At 45.9% G+C, this 17,999-nt stretch carries 20 protein-coding genes; 11 read left to right on the top strand and 9 right to left on the bottom strand.

Annotation, left to right across the window (positions count from 1 at the left end; genetic code table 11):
- Positions 1 to 41: 41 nt before the first annotated feature.
- The 3 genes from F8C67_RS00335 to F8C67_RS00325 are packed head-to-tail and all read left to right on the top strand — an operon-like array spanning position 42 to position 2,617.
- A complete protein-coding gene (locus F8C67_RS00335; protein WP_151665791.1) occupies positions 42 to 488 on the top strand; it encodes a DUF4252 domain-containing protein in 447 nt (148 codons plus the stop codon).
- Between the two features lie 3 nt (positions 489 to 491).
- Positions 492 to 830, top strand: coding sequence for a PadR family transcriptional regulator (locus tag F8C67_RS00330; RefSeq protein WP_151665790.1), 339 nt, complete (start codon positions 492 to 494; stop codon positions 828 to 830).
- Positions 827 to 2,617 (top strand): PspC domain-containing protein, encoded by a 1,791-nt coding sequence (locus F8C67_RS00325; RefSeq protein WP_151665789.1) that lies wholly within the window; start codon positions 827 to 829, stop codon positions 2,615 to 2,617. Before F8C67_RS00330 ends, F8C67_RS00325 begins: the two co-directional genes overlap by 4 nt.
- A 60-nt stretch (positions 2,618 to 2,677) precedes the next feature.
- Here the strand turns inward: F8C67_RS00325 and F8C67_RS00320 are convergent, their stop codons facing one another.
- Entirely contained in the window at positions 2,678 to 3,307 is a 630-nt protein-coding gene (locus tag F8C67_RS00320) for a carotenoid biosynthesis protein (RefSeq protein ID WP_151665788.1), read from the bottom strand.
- Positions 3,304 to 4,773 (bottom strand): 1-hydroxycarotenoid 3,4-desaturase CrtD, encoded by a 1,470-nt coding sequence (gene crtD, locus F8C67_RS00315; RefSeq protein WP_151665787.1) that lies wholly within the window; start codon positions 4,771 to 4,773, stop codon positions 3,304 to 3,306. Before crtD ends, F8C67_RS00320 begins: the two co-directional genes overlap by 4 nt.
- A gap of 48 nt (positions 4,774 to 4,821) precedes the next feature.
- On the opposite strand from crtD, the gene F8C67_RS00310 reads away from it, so the two are divergent.
- Positions 4,822 to 5,379, top strand: coding sequence for a hypothetical protein (locus tag F8C67_RS00310; protein WP_170266299.1), 558 nt, complete (start codon positions 4,822 to 4,824; stop codon positions 5,377 to 5,379).
- Here the strand turns inward: F8C67_RS00310 and F8C67_RS00305 are convergent.
- Positions 5,376 to 6,146 carry a TerC family protein gene (locus tag F8C67_RS00305; RefSeq protein WP_151665785.1) on the bottom strand — a complete coding sequence of 257 codons (771 nt, stop codon included), beginning with the start codon at positions 6,144 to 6,146 and terminating at the stop codon, positions 5,376 to 5,378. The two genes, F8C67_RS00310 and F8C67_RS00305, sit on opposite strands and share 4 nt — an antisense overlap.
- Positions 6,147 to 6,269: 123 nt before the next feature.
- Here F8C67_RS00305 and F8C67_RS00300 point away from each other — a divergent pair, with 123 nt between their 5' ends.
- The 3 genes from F8C67_RS00300 (at position 6,270) to F8C67_RS00290 (ending at position 7,837) form a co-directional block, all read left to right on the top strand.
- A complete protein-coding gene (locus tag F8C67_RS00300; protein ID WP_151665784.1) occupies positions 6,270 to 6,656 on the top strand; it encodes an Hpt domain-containing protein in 387 nt (128 codons plus the stop codon).
- The gene (locus F8C67_RS00295) at positions 6,653 to 7,348 is read left to right on the top strand and encodes a LytR/AlgR family response regulator transcription factor (protein ID WP_151665783.1); all 696 of its coding nucleotides are present in this window, start codon (positions 6,653 to 6,655) and stop codon (positions 7,346 to 7,348) included. The genes F8C67_RS00300 and F8C67_RS00295 overlap by 4 nt, the downstream gene beginning before the upstream one ends.
- A gap of 108 nt (positions 7,349 to 7,456) precedes the next feature.
- Positions 7,457 to 7,837, top strand: a complete 381-nt coding sequence (locus tag F8C67_RS00290; protein ID WP_151665782.1) for a response regulator — start codon at positions 7,457 to 7,459, stop codon at positions 7,835 to 7,837.
- A gap of 729 nt (positions 7,838 to 8,566) precedes the next feature.
- Here the strand turns inward: F8C67_RS00290 and F8C67_RS00285 are convergent.
- Positions 8,567 to 10,588, bottom strand: a complete 2,022-nt coding sequence (locus F8C67_RS00285) for a dipeptidyl-peptidase 3 family protein (RefSeq protein WP_151665781.1) — start codon at positions 10,586 to 10,588, stop codon at positions 8,567 to 8,569.
- 129 nt (positions 10,589 to 10,717) lie between these two features.
- Here F8C67_RS00285 and F8C67_RS00280 point away from each other — a divergent pair, with 129 nt between their 5' ends.
- Together F8C67_RS00280 and F8C67_RS00275 are read left to right on the top strand one after the other, a co-directional pair.
- Positions 10,718 to 11,236, top strand: coding sequence for an SRPBCC family protein (locus F8C67_RS00280; protein ID WP_151665780.1), 519 nt, complete (start codon positions 10,718 to 10,720; stop codon positions 11,234 to 11,236).
- Positions 11,233 to 11,550 (top strand): hypothetical protein, encoded by a 318-nt coding sequence (locus F8C67_RS00275; protein WP_151665779.1) that lies wholly within the window; start codon positions 11,233 to 11,235, stop codon positions 11,548 to 11,550. Before F8C67_RS00280 ends, F8C67_RS00275 begins: the two co-directional genes overlap by 4 nt.
- A 7-nt stretch (positions 11,551 to 11,557) precedes the next feature.
- On the opposite strand, the gene F8C67_RS00270 is transcribed toward F8C67_RS00275, so the two are convergent.
- From F8C67_RS00270 to F8C67_RS00250, 5 genes are all read right to left on the bottom strand, one after another.
- Complete coding sequence (locus F8C67_RS00270) at positions 11,558 to 12,256, bottom strand: lycopene cyclase domain-containing protein (RefSeq protein WP_151665778.1); 699 nt, start codon at positions 12,254 to 12,256, stop codon at positions 11,558 to 11,560.
- Positions 12,256 to 12,741, bottom strand: coding sequence for a sterol desaturase family protein (locus tag F8C67_RS00265; protein WP_151665777.1), 486 nt, complete (start codon positions 12,739 to 12,741; stop codon positions 12,256 to 12,258). The genes F8C67_RS00270 and F8C67_RS00265 overlap by 1 nt, the downstream gene beginning before the upstream one ends.
- Before the next feature lie 12 nt (positions 12,742 to 12,753).
- Positions 12,754 to 13,272: a peroxiredoxin gene (locus F8C67_RS00260; RefSeq protein WP_223277488.1), complete on the bottom strand. Its 519-nt coding sequence runs from the start codon at positions 13,270 to 13,272 to the stop codon at positions 12,754 to 12,756.
- 38 nt (positions 13,273 to 13,310) lie between these two features.
- Positions 13,311 to 14,771, bottom strand: coding sequence for an aminoacyl-histidine dipeptidase (locus F8C67_RS00255; RefSeq protein ID WP_151665776.1), 1,461 nt, complete (start codon positions 14,769 to 14,771; stop codon positions 13,311 to 13,313).
- Between the two features lie 82 nt (positions 14,772 to 14,853).
- Positions 14,854 to 15,264 (bottom strand): OsmC family protein, encoded by a 411-nt coding sequence (locus F8C67_RS00250; protein ID WP_151665775.1) that lies wholly within the window; start codon positions 15,262 to 15,264, stop codon positions 14,854 to 14,856.
- Between the two features lie 115 nt (positions 15,265 to 15,379).
- Here F8C67_RS00250 and F8C67_RS00245 point away from each other — a divergent pair, with 115 nt between their 5' ends.
- Together F8C67_RS00245 and F8C67_RS00240 are read left to right on the top strand one after the other, a co-directional pair.
- On the top strand, positions 15,380 to 16,510 hold the full coding sequence (locus tag F8C67_RS00245) for a vWA domain-containing protein (RefSeq protein ID WP_151665774.1): 1,131 nt from the start codon (positions 15,380 to 15,382) through the stop codon (positions 16,508 to 16,510).
- Between the two features lie 5 nt (positions 16,511 to 16,515).
- Positions 16,516 to 17,997, top strand: coding sequence for a sigma 54-interacting transcriptional regulator (locus F8C67_RS00240; RefSeq protein ID WP_151665773.1), 1,482 nt, complete (start codon positions 16,516 to 16,518; stop codon positions 17,995 to 17,997).
- The last annotated feature ends 2 nt before the right edge of the window (positions 17,998 to 17,999 follow it).

Genomic DNA, 17,999 nt, shown 5'->3' with positions numbered 1-17,999 from the left:
ATCTTTTATATCTTTGAACCATCAACAAAAACAAAAACACCATGAAATCAACCATCACACTTCTGCTCATCAGTGCCTTTTCCTGGGTTGCCTCGGGACAAGTAGGTGACAGAATCCACGATCGCCTTTCAGAGGAAAGTGGAAGCCTAAGCCTTTCGATGAACCAATCCTTGGATGATGTTATTGACGGTGACTTCGATTTAGAAGATGCCGGAGTACTCATCCAGGGCGAGGCTCACAAAACCAAAGTTTCAATTGTCTCTGAGGAGAACAACAACCTATCAAGCCTTTATCATCAGATTGTGAACGTGCTGTACAATGCGGGCATGGAGCAAATCTTAGCCGTGAAGGAAGATGACGGTCAGGTGACCCTTTGGGTAGAAGAATTAAATGAAGAAGTAGACGAATTGCATGTTCTCATCTCTGGAGATGACGACGGATTGGTTTACGTGACACTCTACGGTTCATTCACCGTAACAGAAAGATGAATCATGAAAATTGAGAATACAAAAGCCCAAATGCGGAAGGGTGTGCTAGAGATGTGTATCCTGGCAACCTTGAAGCAGAAGGATGCCTACGCTTCCGACATCATCGACACACTCAAAGAGGGAAAGATGATTGTTGTAGAAGGCACCCTCTACCCACTCCTAACTCGTTTGAAGAATGCCGAACTCCTCTCCTATCGCTGGGAAGAGAGTAAAAGCGGACCACCGAGAAAATACTACAGCATTACCGACGAAGGATCTAAGTTCCTGGATGAACTTCAAATCACATGGGACGAACTCGTCAAAGCAGTCAAAGTAACCACAGCCAAGAACTCTGAGTCATGAATAAGACAATCAACATAAATCTAGCAGGAATCATCTTCCACATGGATGAGGAGGCCTACGAACGACTCACATCCTACCTGAGAAAACTCAAAGCCCAATTCCAAAGCCAGGATGGCGGCGATGAAATCCTCATGGACATCGAAGCGAGAATCGCCGAGATCTTCAACTCTCGCATGGATGGAAAACGCGAGGTTGTAAGCATGGCCGACGTTGACGCTGTCATCGAAATTATGGGCCAGCCCGAAGATTACGCCGAAGCTGAAGAGGAAGAAACGCAATCCAAGTCTACCTCAAGCACCTTCGACCGAGAGTATGCTGGTCCAAAGCGACTTTACCGCGACAGCGACGATAACATCCTCGGTGGTGTAGCTGCAGGTCTAGCGCACTACTTCGGCACAGATCCCATTTGGTTCCGTTTGGCCTTTATCGCACTTACACTCATCGGTGCTAGTGCTGGTTTCTGGCTTTACATCATCTTATGGATTGTAGTTCCTGAGGCGAAAACCACCGCTCAAAAGCTTCAAATGCGAGGCGAACGAATCAATATTTCTAATATCGAAAAATCGGTAAAGGAAGAGCTTCGCGGAGTGGGTAAAGCCATGGAGAACATCGGCAAGGATGAAAGAATCCGCAAAGGTGGCAAGCGAATTGGCAAAACCATCGAAGACATTGTAGATGCCATCATCTCAGTGATTGGTTCCATCTTCCGAGTTGTTTTCAAAATAATCGGCGTGGCCCTTCTCTTCGGAGGTGTGATTTTCCTCGTAGTAATGTTCTCAGCGGTAGTTGGATATGGTGTAGACATCAACGGGGCAAACATGGGGTTGTCTGAAGCCACTCAGTATCTTTCGCTCATCCTCCCTACAGGATATGGAGTTAGTTATGTGTGGATTGCATCGACGCTCACCGTGATTTTCCCGCTTGTTGGCCTCGTAGTACTAGGTGGAAGAATCCTCTTCAACTACCGCATGCACAACAAGATGATCATATCCATTGCCGGTGTCACCAGCTTTGTTGGTCTCGTAATGTGGATGGTACTTGGATTCGCCACAGCTCGCGACTTCGATTCTCATGAAACGGTGAGGAATGGATATTCCCTCACTCAGTTCGATAAAGAAACTGCCATCGAAGTAATTACTGCTGATCAAAACTTTGACATCAAATCACACTCTAGATGGGGCATTGATGGTGACAAGATTGTTGTGAAAGCGGTTGAGTTCGACGTGCGTCAGACGCGTACAAGAGAGCAACCCTACATCGAAATCGTGCGAAAGTCGCAAGGCGCTTCTGACGACCAAGCCGAGGAGCTGGCACGAAACATCGAAATCGACGTGGTATCTGAAGGGAACCGTCTAATCATCGACGAGTACATTCAGATTGCTAAAGGCGATAAGTACCGTGCCCAGGAAGTAGACGTGGTTCTTTACCTCCCAGTGGGGTACAGCGTTTACCTTTCACACTCTTCTAAGAAGGTGGTGCATGACATCGACAATGTTCGCAACATTCACGACCGCCACATGATCGATCAAATTTGGATCATGACTGAAGCCGGACTAGCCTGCGCAGATTGCCCAGAAGATTGGGAAGCTCGCGAAATTGAAAGTCAGGATGATTGGGAAGACCAATGGACTGAAGACGCTCAAGAAATGGATAAGCAAGAGCGCAACATTCCGAAGCGCCCTTCTGATGAAGAAGAGCTTCCTTCTCTACCTGAGCGAGGTGCAAACGCTGCCGCTTTTGATTCAGTGGTAATTACGGACTATGGAGCTCGAGAGAAGCTCATTTAAAAATACCAAAGTCAACTAACCTTTGAGAGGGCCAGTTTCTAACGAAGCTGGCCTTTTCGTTTAAAGGAAACTAGCAATAGCTAAGATGATAAAGAAGATAGATTGAACGATGTAAATGACCTTGTCCATTCCACACTTCCATTTTGAAGCTCCTAGGAACGATGCAATAGCATGAATGAAAAACGAGACTACAAACCATCCAAGGTAGTTCTTCATTGGAGCTACACCTCCAACAAATTCCCAATAGTCCAAAGTTGGAGCAACCGGCTCCATCCACAAGTCTAATACAACCATTAGAATCGATGCGATGAAGGTTTGTCCCCATTCATTTTTAACCCAGCGATTTGCCAAGCTTCGCGTCACAAGAATGAGCAAGGCCCAATTCATTCCAATTGCCAATGGAATGTCGAGCCATTTTGGTCCAAGTCCCTCTCCATACTCATAATCGCCAAAGAGATACCCTGTATGAACACCTATCCATTCCGCCCCGAACCCTACAACGAAGGCTAGTGCAAACACAATCCAGAACTTGACATCAAGCTTCTTCTCAACGGACAAGAGCGCAATAACATAGGTGATGATCAAGTTGACAGGCGTCAGTGCCAGGAACCAATCTTTGTATTCGGTTTGTAAACCAACCACACCCACGGTGTGCAGGATGATTAGGATATGCGGGAAGTATTTTTTCATGTTGCTTCGGGCACGAGTTCACCTACAATTTTAGCGGATAATAAGCACAATGGAATTCCTCCACCTGGATGCACGCTTCCTCCAACGAAATATAAATTCTTCAGCTTGCGTGAGAAGTTGGGATGACGAAGAAACGCCGAGAATCGGTCGTTCGAACTCGCCCCATACAATGCTCCCCCAGAAGAAGATGTCTTCGATTCAATCAACTGAGGCGTCAAGAGTTCTTCAACTTCGATGAGCGCATCCATATCTACGTTAAACTGCGCATTCACCCGCTTGACCACGGATTCACGAACTTTGGGAATGAGGTCTTCCCAATTCTGGCCTTGGTCGGATGGAACGTTGACCATCACAAACCAATTCTCGCATCCGTCCGGAGCATCATTGGGTACATCCTTAGAAGTAATATTGATGTAAATCGTTGGATCCGAAGGAGGAACCTGTCGATTAAAAATCTCATCAAACTCTTTCTTGTAATCCGACGAGAAGAGAATGTTGTGCAAATTGAGCTTGTCAAATTCCCTCTTTACTCCCCAATAGAAAATCAATGCACTGCTGCTTCTTTCTTGCATGAGGGTCTTCTCTGGTGCGGGCTCATTCGGAAGGAGTCTTCGATAGGTTGGCACAATATCCATGTTGGAAACAACAAGGTCTGCCGTATGAACTTCCCCATTTTCGAGTCGTACTCCCGTGGCTACCTTATTCTCAACCTGTATCTCCTCCACTTTTTGTCCAAATGAAAACGCTACACCTCGGCGCTTTGCAAGTGAAACTAGTGACTCAGTGATATCATGCATTCCCCCTTTTGGAAGAAAAGTGCCAATGTTGTGCTCTAAATGAGGGATCATGGCAAGTACTCCCGGTGCTTTATATGGACTCGACCCGTTGTAGGTCGCGAAGCGGTCGAACAGCTGGATGAGCTTATCCGAATTAAATCGTTTCGCCGCTACTTCGTGCATGGTCTCCGTGAGGTGTAGTTTATGAACAACGCCTAGTGCGGATAACACTTCAGAGGATAGGTACGTATCCACTTTATGCAGGCTGCGTTCTAGAAAGAGCCCTTTCGTCTTGTTGTAAAGCAAGCGCACATCGTCGAGATGCTCCATTACCTTATACTTCGACTCTCCCAATACCTCCTCCACGCTTTCAGCGAACTTAGCAGGCTCTGCCAGCGCAAATAGTTCGGTCCCGTCCTTCCAAAAGTAATGGCACGCCGTATCTTTCTTGATATATTGAAAGTGATCCTCCGGGTTTTCGCCGGCATCTCGGAAAACATCTTCTACTAAGGTGGGAAGAGTAAAAAGCGATGGACCAGCATCGAAGCGATACCCGTTTTTTTCGAATACGGTAAGCTTTCCGCCTGGATAGCTATTCGCCTCGTAAACAGTAACTTTATATCCCTTCAGGGAAAGTCGGATAGCCGTGGCAATACCAGCGACTCCTGATCCAATAACAATGGCTTGCATGTTCACTAAGGTAAGGCAAGAGAACAAGCATGTAGAACTATTGTTTTGATGAATATGAATGAGGGCAAACTTTTAAAAGGTGTACTGGCTTTTGTGCTAATACTTTTAGCCATTTCCTTCATGTTCCCACATCAGCCAAAACTCAAATCACTGGAGGAATTTAGTTTTGAAACGACATCCGACAGTCGATTACATTTCAACAATATCCGCTCGTTTTGGTACTACCGAACAGAAGAACCTGAACAAGGAATCGTTCGTTATGACTACAAGAAATGGGATGTGGATATCGCTTCGGGACTACGTCCAGAAATCATTACCCTTTGGAAACGAGATGAAGCCATTCTGATGCTTCGTCCGATGGGCACAGACACCACCACAACCCGGTATCTCGTGCTCGGTGCTGACACCCTAAAGATTGACAAGGGTTCAATGGACAGAGATGCATACATAGAAACGGCAATGCGGTGGTATCAGCATTTGGACACCACCGCATCGTATTCAATTTTAAACGAAAGTCGAGAAATGTTGGAAGTGAGCGAGGATGAGGTAAAGGCTGTAAAGGCCGTTCTCACTGACTACTTCACGCTTGTTCGTTTCCTAGATTAAGCGTTTCCCTCTTGATTCAGCGCTGCTTTTTTCGCCTTCTTCTTATCGGCTCGCATGTTCAACAACTCCACTCCCAATGAGTAAGCTACGGCGAAGTAGATGTATCCTTTCGGGACTTCCATGCCGAATCCTTCAGTTACCAAGAGAGTTCCAATTAAGATTAGGAAACTAAGCGCGAGAATCTGAAGTGATACATGCTTCTCAATGAAATTCGCAATTCTCTTCGCGAAAACGAGCATAATCACAAGTGACACGACGATGGCAGCAATCATAATTGCTATTTGCTGGGTCATCCCTATTGCGGTCAGAATTGAGTCGAAACTAAAGACAACATCTAGGATGGCGATTTGAATAATGACACTGCTAAGGCTCAGCTTTTCAGTCTTTTCAACTTGACCTGGCTCATGCTGCTCTTCGGTTCGAACCTTCTTATGTATCTCCCTGGTGCTTTTGGCCAGTAGGAAAAGGCCACCAATAATAAGCACGAGGTCTCGTCCACTTATTTCATTGATAAACATCGGACCAGCTTCCCAAAGTGGATCAGTGAGTTTAACAATCCACGTAATACCTAGCAACATAGCGATGCGGAAAACGAGAGCTAAAATGATACCCAATGTACGCGCTCTTCCTCGTTGCTCTTTGGGAAGTTTGTTGGAAAGAATGGAAATGAAGATGATGTTATCGATTCCCAAAACCACCTCTAAAAAAGCGAGAGTTAAAAAGGCAATGAGAGCGTCGAGTGTAAAAAGAGCTTCAGGATCAAACATAGTTCAGAGATTTTGGTCAAATTTAGGGTCTGAAAAGGACAAGTGTCAATGTGAAGGATATTTAATATGTAGGGTATTTCCTACAAGTTATGAAAGGCCTATATTCGTGGCATCGACCAGCGCATGGAGAAAGAATATTCATTTAAGACGGCACTTGATAGTAGCGTATTAGAAGATTTCTACGAGGGAGATTTGGGCTATGCTTTGAGCATGTTCGAATTGTTCAATGAACAAATCCCACTCGAAATCAGCACGTTGCAAGAGGCATTGTCAAAAGGTGACTTAGAAGGTTGCAGAAGAGTACTTCACAAAATCAAACCGAATTTTGTGATGGTAGGCAATTCACCATTGTCTGAATTTTGCACCAAGATTGAGCGCGACATCAAAGTTGGATTGATTAATTTTGATCAAGCCAAGCCAGAAATTGAAAGCATTATTGAAGAGATACAAGAAACTCTTATATTGCTAAAGGAAGAAACCGCTCAGCTCAAGCAACACCTGAACCAGTGAGTACATTACGAACAATCATTGTTGAGGATGATCCCCTCGCTCAAAGAAACATCGAACATCTTTGCAGTAAAGATGACCGAATAGAGCTCATCGGCTCATTTGGAAACAGTGAGGACGCCGTAGATTTCATGACGTCTAATGATGTCGATCTCATCTTCTTGGATGTTGAACTTCCAGGAGAAAGTGGACTGGACCTGCTTGAAAACTCCCCTGCACTACCGCAAGTAATCTTCGCAACTGCGAATAAGGAATACGCTTTCGATGCCTTTCAGTTTGAGGCTACAGACTTCCTGAAGAAGCCAATTAACACGGGTAAGTTCGAAGCGAGTGTAACCAAAGCCATGAAGCGCGCCTCCGAAACGAAGGTAATGCGCGAAAAACCGAATTACATTTTTGTAAAATCGGATGGCCGTTTGGTAAAGATCATGATTGCCGATATCCTCTTCATTGAAAATGTGGGCGATTACGTGAAAGTGGTTACCAACTCTGGCAACTTCATCACCTACAACACAATGCGCGCCGTGGATGAGAAGCTCTCAACCTACGACTTCTATAAGGTTCACAGATCGTTCATTGTGAATTTGAGCAAGGTGGTAGATATCGAGGACAATTCTTTAGTAATCGATCAGAAGGTCATTCCTATCAGCCGCTCGAACCGTCAAGGTCTGATGGATCGCTTGAACCTCCTATAGGCCTAGCTTCCCATTTATCGAATTATCCCTACCGTTCATCGAAATGAAGTAACGGTGTGCCTGTAAGTTTCAGACATTCGTTAATGAAACTACGAGTATTATACGTTAATGGGCCACATTCTCATCGCAGATGATCACGTCTTTCTTCTAAAGGCAATCTCTATACTTCTCAGTAAAGAGGGCTACACCTTTGAGACTGCAATCAATGGTCAAGAGGCTATTGATTTGTTCGATAAGGGTGGGTTTGACGCGGTCATTACCGACATCGACATGCCTGTCAAAAACGGCATGGAGGTCATCTCACACATTCGAAACGTCTCAGCCAATCCAAGTACTCCGATTATTGTACTGTCGTCGCTCTACAAGGACGAAGACAAATCCATCGCGGAAATCGAACTTGCCGGCGCTTCGACTTACATCAGTAAAATGGACTCCCCTTTGGGAATTGTAGGAGCCCTTCAATCACTCGTACAGGTAAAAGCATCATAGTTCAGGAAACCTAGATAGAAAGAACCCCGCGCATTGAGAAATGTGTGGGGTTTTGTTTTTGGGGTAGTTCTCTCGCAGAGAATATGAGGTTGGCGTGGTGGAGAGAGTTCGCAGAGGAGATTGACTCATGGACTTATAGACTTATGGACTTATGGACTGGCTTCGGGAGAATGAACCATGCTTTAGCAGGTTCATTTTGGATGAAATTTGCTGCAATTGAATTCTGCTTTTAGGTGATCTTGTTTCGAACGGAATGAAGCGAGGGTACTAGGCACAGTGCTTTAGCACGTGCCGTTAGTTGGGCCTTCCAGCTCATAGACTCATGGACTCGCTTCAGGAGAATGAACCATGCTTTAGCTGGTTCATTTTGGATGAAAGATGCTTTGTTTGAATTCTACCTTTAGGTGATCTTGTTTCGAACGGAATGAAGGGAGGACACTAGGCACGGTGCTTTAGCACGTGCCGTTGGTCGGGCCTCCCCGCTCATGGACTCACGGACTGGCTTCGGCAGAATGAACCATGCTTTAGCAGGTTCATTTTGGATGAAAGATGCTTTGTTTGAATTCTACCTTTAGGTGATACTGATACAAGCGGACTTAAGGGAGGGTACTAGGCACAGTGCTTTAGCACGTGCCGTTAGTTGGGCCTCCCCTACCTCACAGCTGCAAAAACAAAAAACCCTGCACACCTCAGCGTACAGGGTTTCTCAATGTTATTTGAGTCAATAGCCTATTTGCTCAAAAAGCCATACTTCTCTGAGTAGTAAAGCATTTGCTCTGTGAAATCGTCCGCATAGTTGAGTTCTACATCAACCATTTGACCATTCTCCATAACCGGAGTTAGGATTGGATTCACAAATCCACTGTAAGGAGCTTGGTCCAAAGCTTCTGCACGACGTAGAACCTCAGCGTGAAGCTCTCTGTCAACCTTCACACCGTATTGCTCTACCAATTCCTGTGCTGCGGCAAAGTCACCTTCAGAGGTGATTCGCTGAATCTCGCGAAGTTGCGCCCCAAACAGCTCACGAAGCTTAGCGTAATCGTTGATTACAAAATAGGTTTTACCATCGACTACCTTCTTCTCAATCACGTTTTCGTCCTTACCCATTTCATACGCCCACAAGGCAACAAGCTGACGGTTTCTCATGTGGTCTTCCTCGATGTCTTCACCCGGGTTCAAACGACGTAGTTGAATCATCAAGCCATTGCGGATGTAGTTGTCATACTCCGCCTTCCCTGCTTCTAGGCTCTCAACCAAGCCCATTTCAATAAGATGCTCATCCATCAAATAATACAAGGCCACCAAGTCGGCTCTCGCCTCTTCAATCGTACTACCGTAGTTCTCGAGTTTGTCTTTGGTAACACCAGGGTTAAGCTGACCACTAGCGTGGCCAATTACTTCGTGAAGTGCAGTGTGAAGCTTACCGGCGATGTCTCCGTATTTGATTGCTCTTTCGCGCTCTTCTGAACTAAATGCGAACTCGTTGACAAAGCCTGTTCCGCTCGCCTTTTCGTACGCATGCTCAATGTTACCCAAGCTTACAGATTTTGACCCGTGCTGTGAACGAATCCAGTTTGCATTGGGAAGGTTAACGCCAATAGGCGTTGAAGGCGAAGCGTCTCCAGCCTCCCCAGCAACCGTCACGATATTGTACGTAATACCTACTACATTGCTCTTCTTATGCTCATCCATGATCGGTGAGTTGTCTTCGAACCATTGCGCCTCTTCGCTCACGCGCGCCATGCGTTTAGATGCTTCGAAGTCACGAATTTGAACGATGGTTTCGTAGCTGCCGCGCATCCCCAATGGGTCGTTGTATACTTCTACAAATCCATTGATGTAATCAATGTCGCCCTCGGTTGCCTCTACCCAAGCCACGTTATACGCATCCCAAGTTTCTAAGTCACCCGTTTTGTAATACTCTACTAATAGACGCAGTGCCTTGGCTTGAGCTTCATTCTCCGCATATTTAGCAGCTTCACTCAAATGATGCGCAACTTGCTCAATAGCTTCAGAATACAATCCTCCAACATGATATACTTGTTCTTCAAGACTCCCATCAGGCAGGCGAACAAGCTTACTGTTTAGGCCCAATGAAATTGGACGAAGCGAGTCGATGGTTTCACCCTTAGCCGCATAGAAAGCTTTCGCTTCGGCAGCGGTAATATCCGGATCATAAAAGTTAACCGCACTAGCAAGTAGCACGTCAGAACCAGGGTCCTTGGAAACTTTCTTCTTGTCATACTCCGGATCGAAGATAGCCTTGAGCGCTTCCTCCGAAAGTGATTGATTTGTGGCCGCTAGCAATTCATCGAGATACTCTCTTGAAAAGCCAGGCTCGAATTTCGCGTTCGAATAGTGGTGATGAATACCGCTTGCAAACCACACGCGCTTAGCATAGGTGTGGAAAGACTCCCACTGCGAAGAATTTCGATCACCTTCGTAATTGCGAATGATTGCCTCTAGGGCGCCGCGAATGGCGAGGTTGTGACGATAATTTGTAGAGTAAATGATGTCTCTACCAGAAAGACCGGCCTCGTTGAGGTGGTACACGAGCATTCTTTGCTTAGGTGTCAGTTTCTCAAAACCCTCTACCTGGTAACGAAGAATGGCGATATCGGCAAATCGTTCAACTTTGTATTCAAAGTTATCTTCACTGCTCATGGTATCTTCAGTATTTGTTTCTGATCCCGAATCGCAGGCCGTTAGCGCACTGGCCATTGCAAGTGGGAGTATCCATTTAAAATTCATAGCAAATTTGTAGTTGAATAAGGAGCACCAAGATAGAGAGAAAATAATCCGAAATGAACATCTCAACCGCTAGTTTCCTTCGTCATCTCAGCCTGAATCACTTACTTTTGCTCTCACAAGACTATAGATATGCGCACGCTTAAAATCGTAATGCTCGTCACTTCGGCGATGATGATTTCATTCCTTATTTGGAATCTCACTCTCACAGGCGGATTTTCTACTTCTGCAGAATTAGAGTTCACACAAAGTCCAAATGAGATTTATGCTGAAATGAACGACCTCTCTACCTGGACAAAATGGTCGCAGAACCTCACGCGTGACACAAATCTTACTATTCACGTTTCCGATCCATCTATAGGCGAGCGTGCTTGGGTGAATTGGAAGATGGTGGAAGGTCCAGGCGGACGCATGGAAATCACCAAATCCCAACCCACAGAAATCGATTTGATGATTTCGCTTCAAGGATTGGATGCGCTCGATAGTCACGTTCAGATTGACAAGATCGAAACCGGCTCTAAAGTAACCTGGAGTATCGAAGGGGAACTTCCATTCTATGCACGATTTATGAAGAGCGGATTTGAAAAGACGGTCCGCGAAGACTTCGAGAAGGGGCTAGCGAACCTAAAGACCTACATGGGAAACAAATGAGTGAAGTCCATTTCCAAAATATTGGTCGAGCTTTAAGCGATGAATTCGACACCACAGCTGGACAAATGTTTGGTAAACCATGTTTCAAAACCCCAGGCAACAAAGCTTTTGCCGCATTCTTCAAGGGTGAAATGGTTTTCAAACTCGGCAAGGTTGAAGTGGACCAGCTCAAGGACAAATACGCTGGTTCGGTCAATTGGGATCCGTCGGGCAAAGGCCGTCCTATGAAGGATTGGATTCAGGTGCCTGAAGAGTTTCAAGAAGATTGGCAAGATCTTGCCAGAAATGCATTCGCCTTTGTGGCGAACGCTTAGCGCGTACTTAGTTACTCCATTTCTCGCGAAAGTACTCGTACCAGGTCACATTCATCAGAATAAGTGCCATTCCGTAGAAGACATCCTCAAACGGGATAGTCAGTATTCTGTAGCCCAAATTGTGGTCATCATTGTACCAAACCACCTCCTCTTCGAGACCAGTGCCTGTCAGAACACCATTCACCATCAAGAATGGAATGAGAATTACCGCATAGGCGCGTAGAAACTTCGGCATCCAATCGACATTCCACACGTAAACATGCATTCCTAATAAGAACCCCAGTACGCCGAAAGCGGAGAACGTGTACCAGTGTCCCCAATTTAGGATGGCTAACGCCAAACTCAACCAAGTGAGGAACTGTACGATTGTGTTCGATTGCTTTTGAGAAATCCAGTCGTTCGGCCAGAAGTAATTCAGCACTCGATATATAAAGATGCAGCTGAACGGCACAAAGATGAAGAACAACCACTCTCCAAGCGGCAAGTGAAATATCTTAATGCCAGATAGGTAAAGGTCATTAAAGCCCCAGTAGCCATTTATCGTGAAAAGAATATCCCACGGTATGAAGACCAGCATGGTAAGCGCAATTCCAGAAAAGAGTGCTTTGAAGGACTTGTAGTATGCTACCCTCGATTCAAAACTTCTGATGAGTGGCACCGCGATGGTAAAAGCCATCAAATACAGATACAGATAGGGAGTTTCCATTATGCAGTTTTGCTGAGCTTGCCAGACGATTTACGTCGTTCCTCTTTAAGGTAGCGCAGAGGAAATATGAGCATGCCGAAGCTCTCGCCATCTTCTTTTGTGAGGTGTTTATGGTGCATTTTGTGTGCGCGACGAACGGCTCGGAAATATATATTATCCGTGTTCCTCAACCACTTGAACCTTTGATGTATAAAAACCTCATGTACAAGGAAATACGCAAATCCATAAGCTAAAATCCCGAAGCCGGCTGAAACGACCAAATCAGCCCCGTAAATCATGCCAAGCATAATGCATAACCAGCTCGGTATAGCGAAGATGAGGAAGAACGCATCGTTCTTTTCAAAGAAGCCCGGCTCCTTGACGTGATGATCTTTGTGCAGCGTCCACAAAAATCCGTGCATCACATATTTGTGCGCAGCCCAAGCCACAAATTCCATGAAGAAGAATGTGGCAATGAAGACAAGAACTATTAAGGCTATTTCCATAGGTTCAAGGTACTACTCGTCTTCCTTAATTCGTTCAATTGCGGCCAAACTTTCGTCGATGTGTCGCTCTGCTCTAGTCTGACTATCAAATACGTGTCGAACTATCCCCTTGCTATCTATAACAAAAGTCACACGCCCAGGAATCAATCCGAAGAGGTCTCCCTTTACACCAAACTGCTTTCTGACCGTATTGCTCGTATCGGAAAGCAGCGCAAACGGAAGGCGGTACTTCTCCGCAAACTCCTTGTGTCGCTGTGGTGAATCTGAGCTCACTCCAAAAACAACGGCTCCCGCATCCGTAAATGCCTCGTAACTGTCTCGAAAAGAGCACGCTTCACGAGTACAACCAGGGGTGTCATCCTTCGGGTAGAAATAAATAACCAAGGGACCTTTGCCTAGGTAGTCTTGAATTGAAACTTGCTCGCCGTTTTGATTAGCAAGAGTGAATGAAGGAATTGTATCTCCAACCTCCAGTTGAGCCATAACAGATGTGCTAATTAAGAGTAATACTAGTGCGATGTATTTACGCATGCTGTCAGAACATCTGGGTTATGGAAAAGTTCATCCGACTATTTAGCCTGTGGGGTTCTCTTCAAAGTTTCGAGTAAGAAGCCCCAGTATTTTTGTACTGAAGACACTTGAACCTTCTCATCCGGCGAGTGCGCGCCGCGAATGTTTGGACCAAAGCTGATCATCTCCATTCCCGGGTATCTGTCACCCAGTAGGCCACATTCCAAACCAGCATGACAAGCGAGAACATTAGGTTGCTCATCAAACATTTCTGTGTAAAGGTTTCTCATGGTTTCCAAAATCGGCGATGTTGGATCTGGCGTCCACCCAGGGTAGCTACCTGTCATTTCAACTTCAGCACTGCAGAGTTGCATCGCCGCACGGATGCCGTACGCCATGTCCATTTTCTCAGAATCTACAGCGCTACGTGTAAGGCAAAGAATTTCAATTTCACCTCCCCCTACGCTCACGCGAGCTAGGTTATTCGAAGTTTGAACGAGATCCGCAATATCCGGACTCATTCTGTGGATACCTGAATGAATCGCGTAAATAGCATTGGTCAAACCTGTCTGTGCCTCTTTCGTCATAATGGAAGAAGGCATATCCGCTTCTTCGAAGGAGATAGCAAGATTTGGATCTGTAGTGGCATACTCGGCCACGATTTCTTCCGTAACAGATTTTAGAGCATTTGCAACGACTTCTTCCTCAGTCGCGATAATCGCTACGTCCGCAAACGACTCACGTGGAATGGCATTGCGGAGCGAGCCACCGTCGATACTCGCCACACGCACATCTGCCACTTCGTTCAAATGAAGCAGAATGCGGTTCATAATCTTATTGGCATTACCCAATCCTTTGTTGATATCCATTCCGGAGTGACCACCGCTCAATCCTCGTACTGAAATCTTACGACCAACCATTCCTGAACCCGTCGCCTCTTCATTGTAGGAAGCCTTTCCGGTGATATCAATACCACCAGCGCAGCCAATGGTTAGCTCATCGTCATCCTCTGTATCGAGGTTCAGAAGCAAATCGCCTTTCAGCCAATTCTGACGAAGCTCTTGGGCTCCTGTCATGCCCGTTTCTTCATCAATAGTAAAAATCGCTTCGATTGGAGGGTGAGGAATATCAGTACTAGAAAGAATGGCCATGATGGATGCAACACCCATTCCGTTATCGGCGCCAAGTGTGGTACCCTTAGCCTTCACCCAATCACCATCGATGTACATATCGATGCCCTCCGTTTCAAAATCGTGGTTGGTGCCGGCGTTTTGCTGACAAACCATATCGAGATGCGATTGCATAACAACCGTTCTGCGATCCTCCATTCCGGCTGATGCTGGCTTTCGTATGAGCACGTTTCCAACTTCGTCCTTTTCAGTTTCAAGTCCGAGGCTCTTACCGAACTCCATCATGAAGGCAATGACCTTCTCTTCTTTCTTTGATGGACGCGGCACGGCGTTGAGATCTGCGAAATGTCCCCATACTGACTTTGGTTCGAGGTTACGGATATCGCTCATGTATGCTGATTTTTACGTGTGTAATCTTGTGAATTCTAGGTTTGCAAAGCTACAAAATGTGATGCCCCTAGCGAAGGAAATACTAGGCTGAAGCCCATTCAAACTCAACCGCCTGGAGCACATCTGGATGAAGGCTCTTAGCCACAGGACAGGCCTTCCCTGCCGCCTCAAGGATGTCCCTATCTCGTGCAGAAACAACAGTAGGCACCTCAATTCTCAAGTGGATTTCAGCCACCCTTCGTGGATTTGAAGCCATGACCTTACCAACGCTTATCGAAGTTCCGGCCAAATCAATATTCATATCTCTCGCCTTTATACCCATGATTGTAATCATACAAAGTCCGAGAGAGGTGGACATTAGATCGGTTGGAGAAAATGCCTCCCCTTTACCGTTGTTATCCGTCGGTGCATCCGTTTCAATCTCCTTACCCGATTTGAGGTGAATGGCGTTACAATGGAGGTTCCCTTCGTAATCTATGCGTGCTATTTCCATTTCATTGATGTTAAGAACACCAAGGTACAACACTCATTCACGCAGAAAGGAATACCTTGGTAATACGTCTGTCAAAACATCAGAAACAAATAGAATAACCGTTTGTTGATTCCACATGCGCACAACGCGATTCAAAGAATACATTCCAGAAAATAAGTCGCCTTTTGAGAAGCTGCTCGACATCTTCAAGGAGTTGATTACTCACACCTCCGGCGATGTAGACGAGGCCATCGATTGGTTGAGAGAACTCGACAAAGAGTATAAGCTCACCGATGACGATTACACCATCGACGATTTCATCGAAGACCTGAAAATGAAAGGTTTTTTGCGACAAGAAATCGACCCAGGTGATATGGGGGAAGGCTCCGGAGAAGGCACCGGATCGGGATTGAGCATAACGGCAAAAACCGAGCGGCTCATTCGTAAAGGTGCACTTGAGCAGATTTTTGGAAAACTGAAGAAATCCGGTTCAGGAAACCACAAGACGTCGTTTAGTGGCAAGGGAGATGAAAAAACTGGCGATCATAGACCGTATCAGTTTGGCGATGATCTATCGAGCATTAGCATGACCGAAAGCCTGCGCAACGCACAGGTGAACCAAGGTGGATTTGATTCATCACTTACCGAGGATGATCTTGTGGTAGAGGACACACATTATCGAGCTCAGATGTCAACCGTATTGATGATTGACATCTCCCACTCCATGATTCTCTACGGTGAGGATAGAATTACGCCCGCCAAGAAGGTGGCCATGGCGCTTAGCGAATTAATTACGACGCGCTATCCTAAAGATACACTCGATATCATCGTTTTTGGTGATGATGCATGGCCAATTGACATCGGTGAACTCCCCTATCTCAAAGTTGGACCGTATCACACGAATACTGTGGCCGGACTGGAGTTGGCGATGGACATACTCCGAAAGAAGAAAAATGCGAACAAGCAGATTTTCATGATTACAGACGGTAAACCGAGTTGTTTAAAGGAGCGTGATGGTTCGTATTACAAGAACAGCTTTGGCTTGGATGATTACATCGTTGGCAAATGCTTGAATATGGCCGCTCAAGCAAGACGGCTCAACATTCCCATCACCACCTTTATGATTGCTCAAGATCCGTATTTGCAACAATTCGTTCAAGACTTTACCCAGGCAAACAAGGGCAAGGCATTTTACACCGGATTGCAAGGACTGGGCTCCTTCATCTTTGAAGACTACGAAAGAAACAGAAAGAAGAACATCAGATAATAGATATGTCAAAACCGACAATCAAAACGCTAGGCGAACTCTTAAAAGCTGGATACAAAAGCAAAAGCATCAAAGATGAGCTTCGCGATAACTTGCTGAATAACATTTCCAATGGCGTACAAGTGTTCGAAGGCATTTGGGGCTATGAGCACACCGTAATTCCTGAGTTGGAGCGCGCCATTCTATCGCGACACAACATCAACCTTTTGGGATTGAGAGGTCAGGCTAAAACCCGACTTGCCCGAATGATGACGCGCTTGCTCGACGAGTGGGTGCCCATTGTAGCGGGAAGCGAAATCAACGACGACCCGTTGAACCCAATTTCAACAAACTCAAGAGAGCTAATAGAAAAAGAAGGGGATAATACTCCGATTGATTGGCTCCATAGGGATGACCGATACAGTGAGAAGCTGGCTACACCAGATGTTTCAGTGGCTGATTTAATTGGTGATGTCGACCCGATAAAAGCAGCCAATTTGAAATTGAGTTATGCGGATGAACGCGTGATTCACTTCGGCATGATTCCGAGAGCAAATCGCAGCATTTTCGTAATCAACGAATTACCTGACCTTCAAGCACGTATACAAGTTGCACTCTTCAACATCCTTCAAGAAGGAGATATTCAAATTCGTGGATTCAAACTGCGCCTTCCACTTGATGTGCAATTCGTCTTCACCGCTAACCCAGAGGACTACACTAACCGAGGTTCTATTGTGACCCCGCTCAAGGATAGAATCGGGAGTCAGATTCTTACTCACTATCCTGAAACCCGTGATATCGCAAAGCAAATTACCGCACAGGAAGCCGGCATCACCGCAACTCAGCGCGAGCATGTTTCCGTTCCGTCAATCGCGATGGATATCCTCGAGCAGATTGCTTTTGAGGCGAGGAAGTCTGAGTACATCGACGCAAAGAGCGGTGTTTCCGCAAGGATGACGCTCACTGCTATGGAGAATTTGATGTCCGCAGCGGAACGCCGAATGGCCCTCAACGGTGAAAAGGAAACCACAATTCGTTTGTCGGACTTCATGGCTACCGTTCCCTCCATCACTGGGAAAGTAGAATTGGTTTATGAAGGCGAGCAAGAAGGAGCCGCAGGTGTGGCAGAAAGTCTGATTGGCAATGCGATCAAAAGCGTCTTCCCTGAAATCTTCCCCGGCATTTCCAAGCTTCGTCGATCTGACGATGACAACCCGTATTTAGGTATTATGAATTGGTTTGGAGAAGGGAAATCGATTGACTTAGGAGATGACGTAAGCAACAAAGAATATGCGTCAACCTTGAATAAGGTAGGTCCACTAGTGCACTTTATTGATGCGAGAATCTCTGATGCTTCGGAGGCCGAGAAGCCGTTTTACATGGAAATGGTGCTGTGGGGATTGGCCGAACATGCAAAGCTCGGCAGAGATCGCCTCCATTCAGGATTCCAGTTTAACGACTTGTTTAACAGCTACTTATCCTCCACTCTTCGCGACGAAGACGAATAGAA

This window comes from Phaeocystidibacter luteus, from assembly GCF_008933115.1.
In the GTDB taxonomy this organism is placed as follows: Bacteria; Bacteroidota; Bacteroidia; order Flavobacteriales; family Schleiferiaceae; genus Phaeocystidibacter; species Phaeocystidibacter luteus.
Note: the sequence above shows the minus strand (reverse complement) of the source record. Positions and strands in the feature narration are given on the sequence as shown.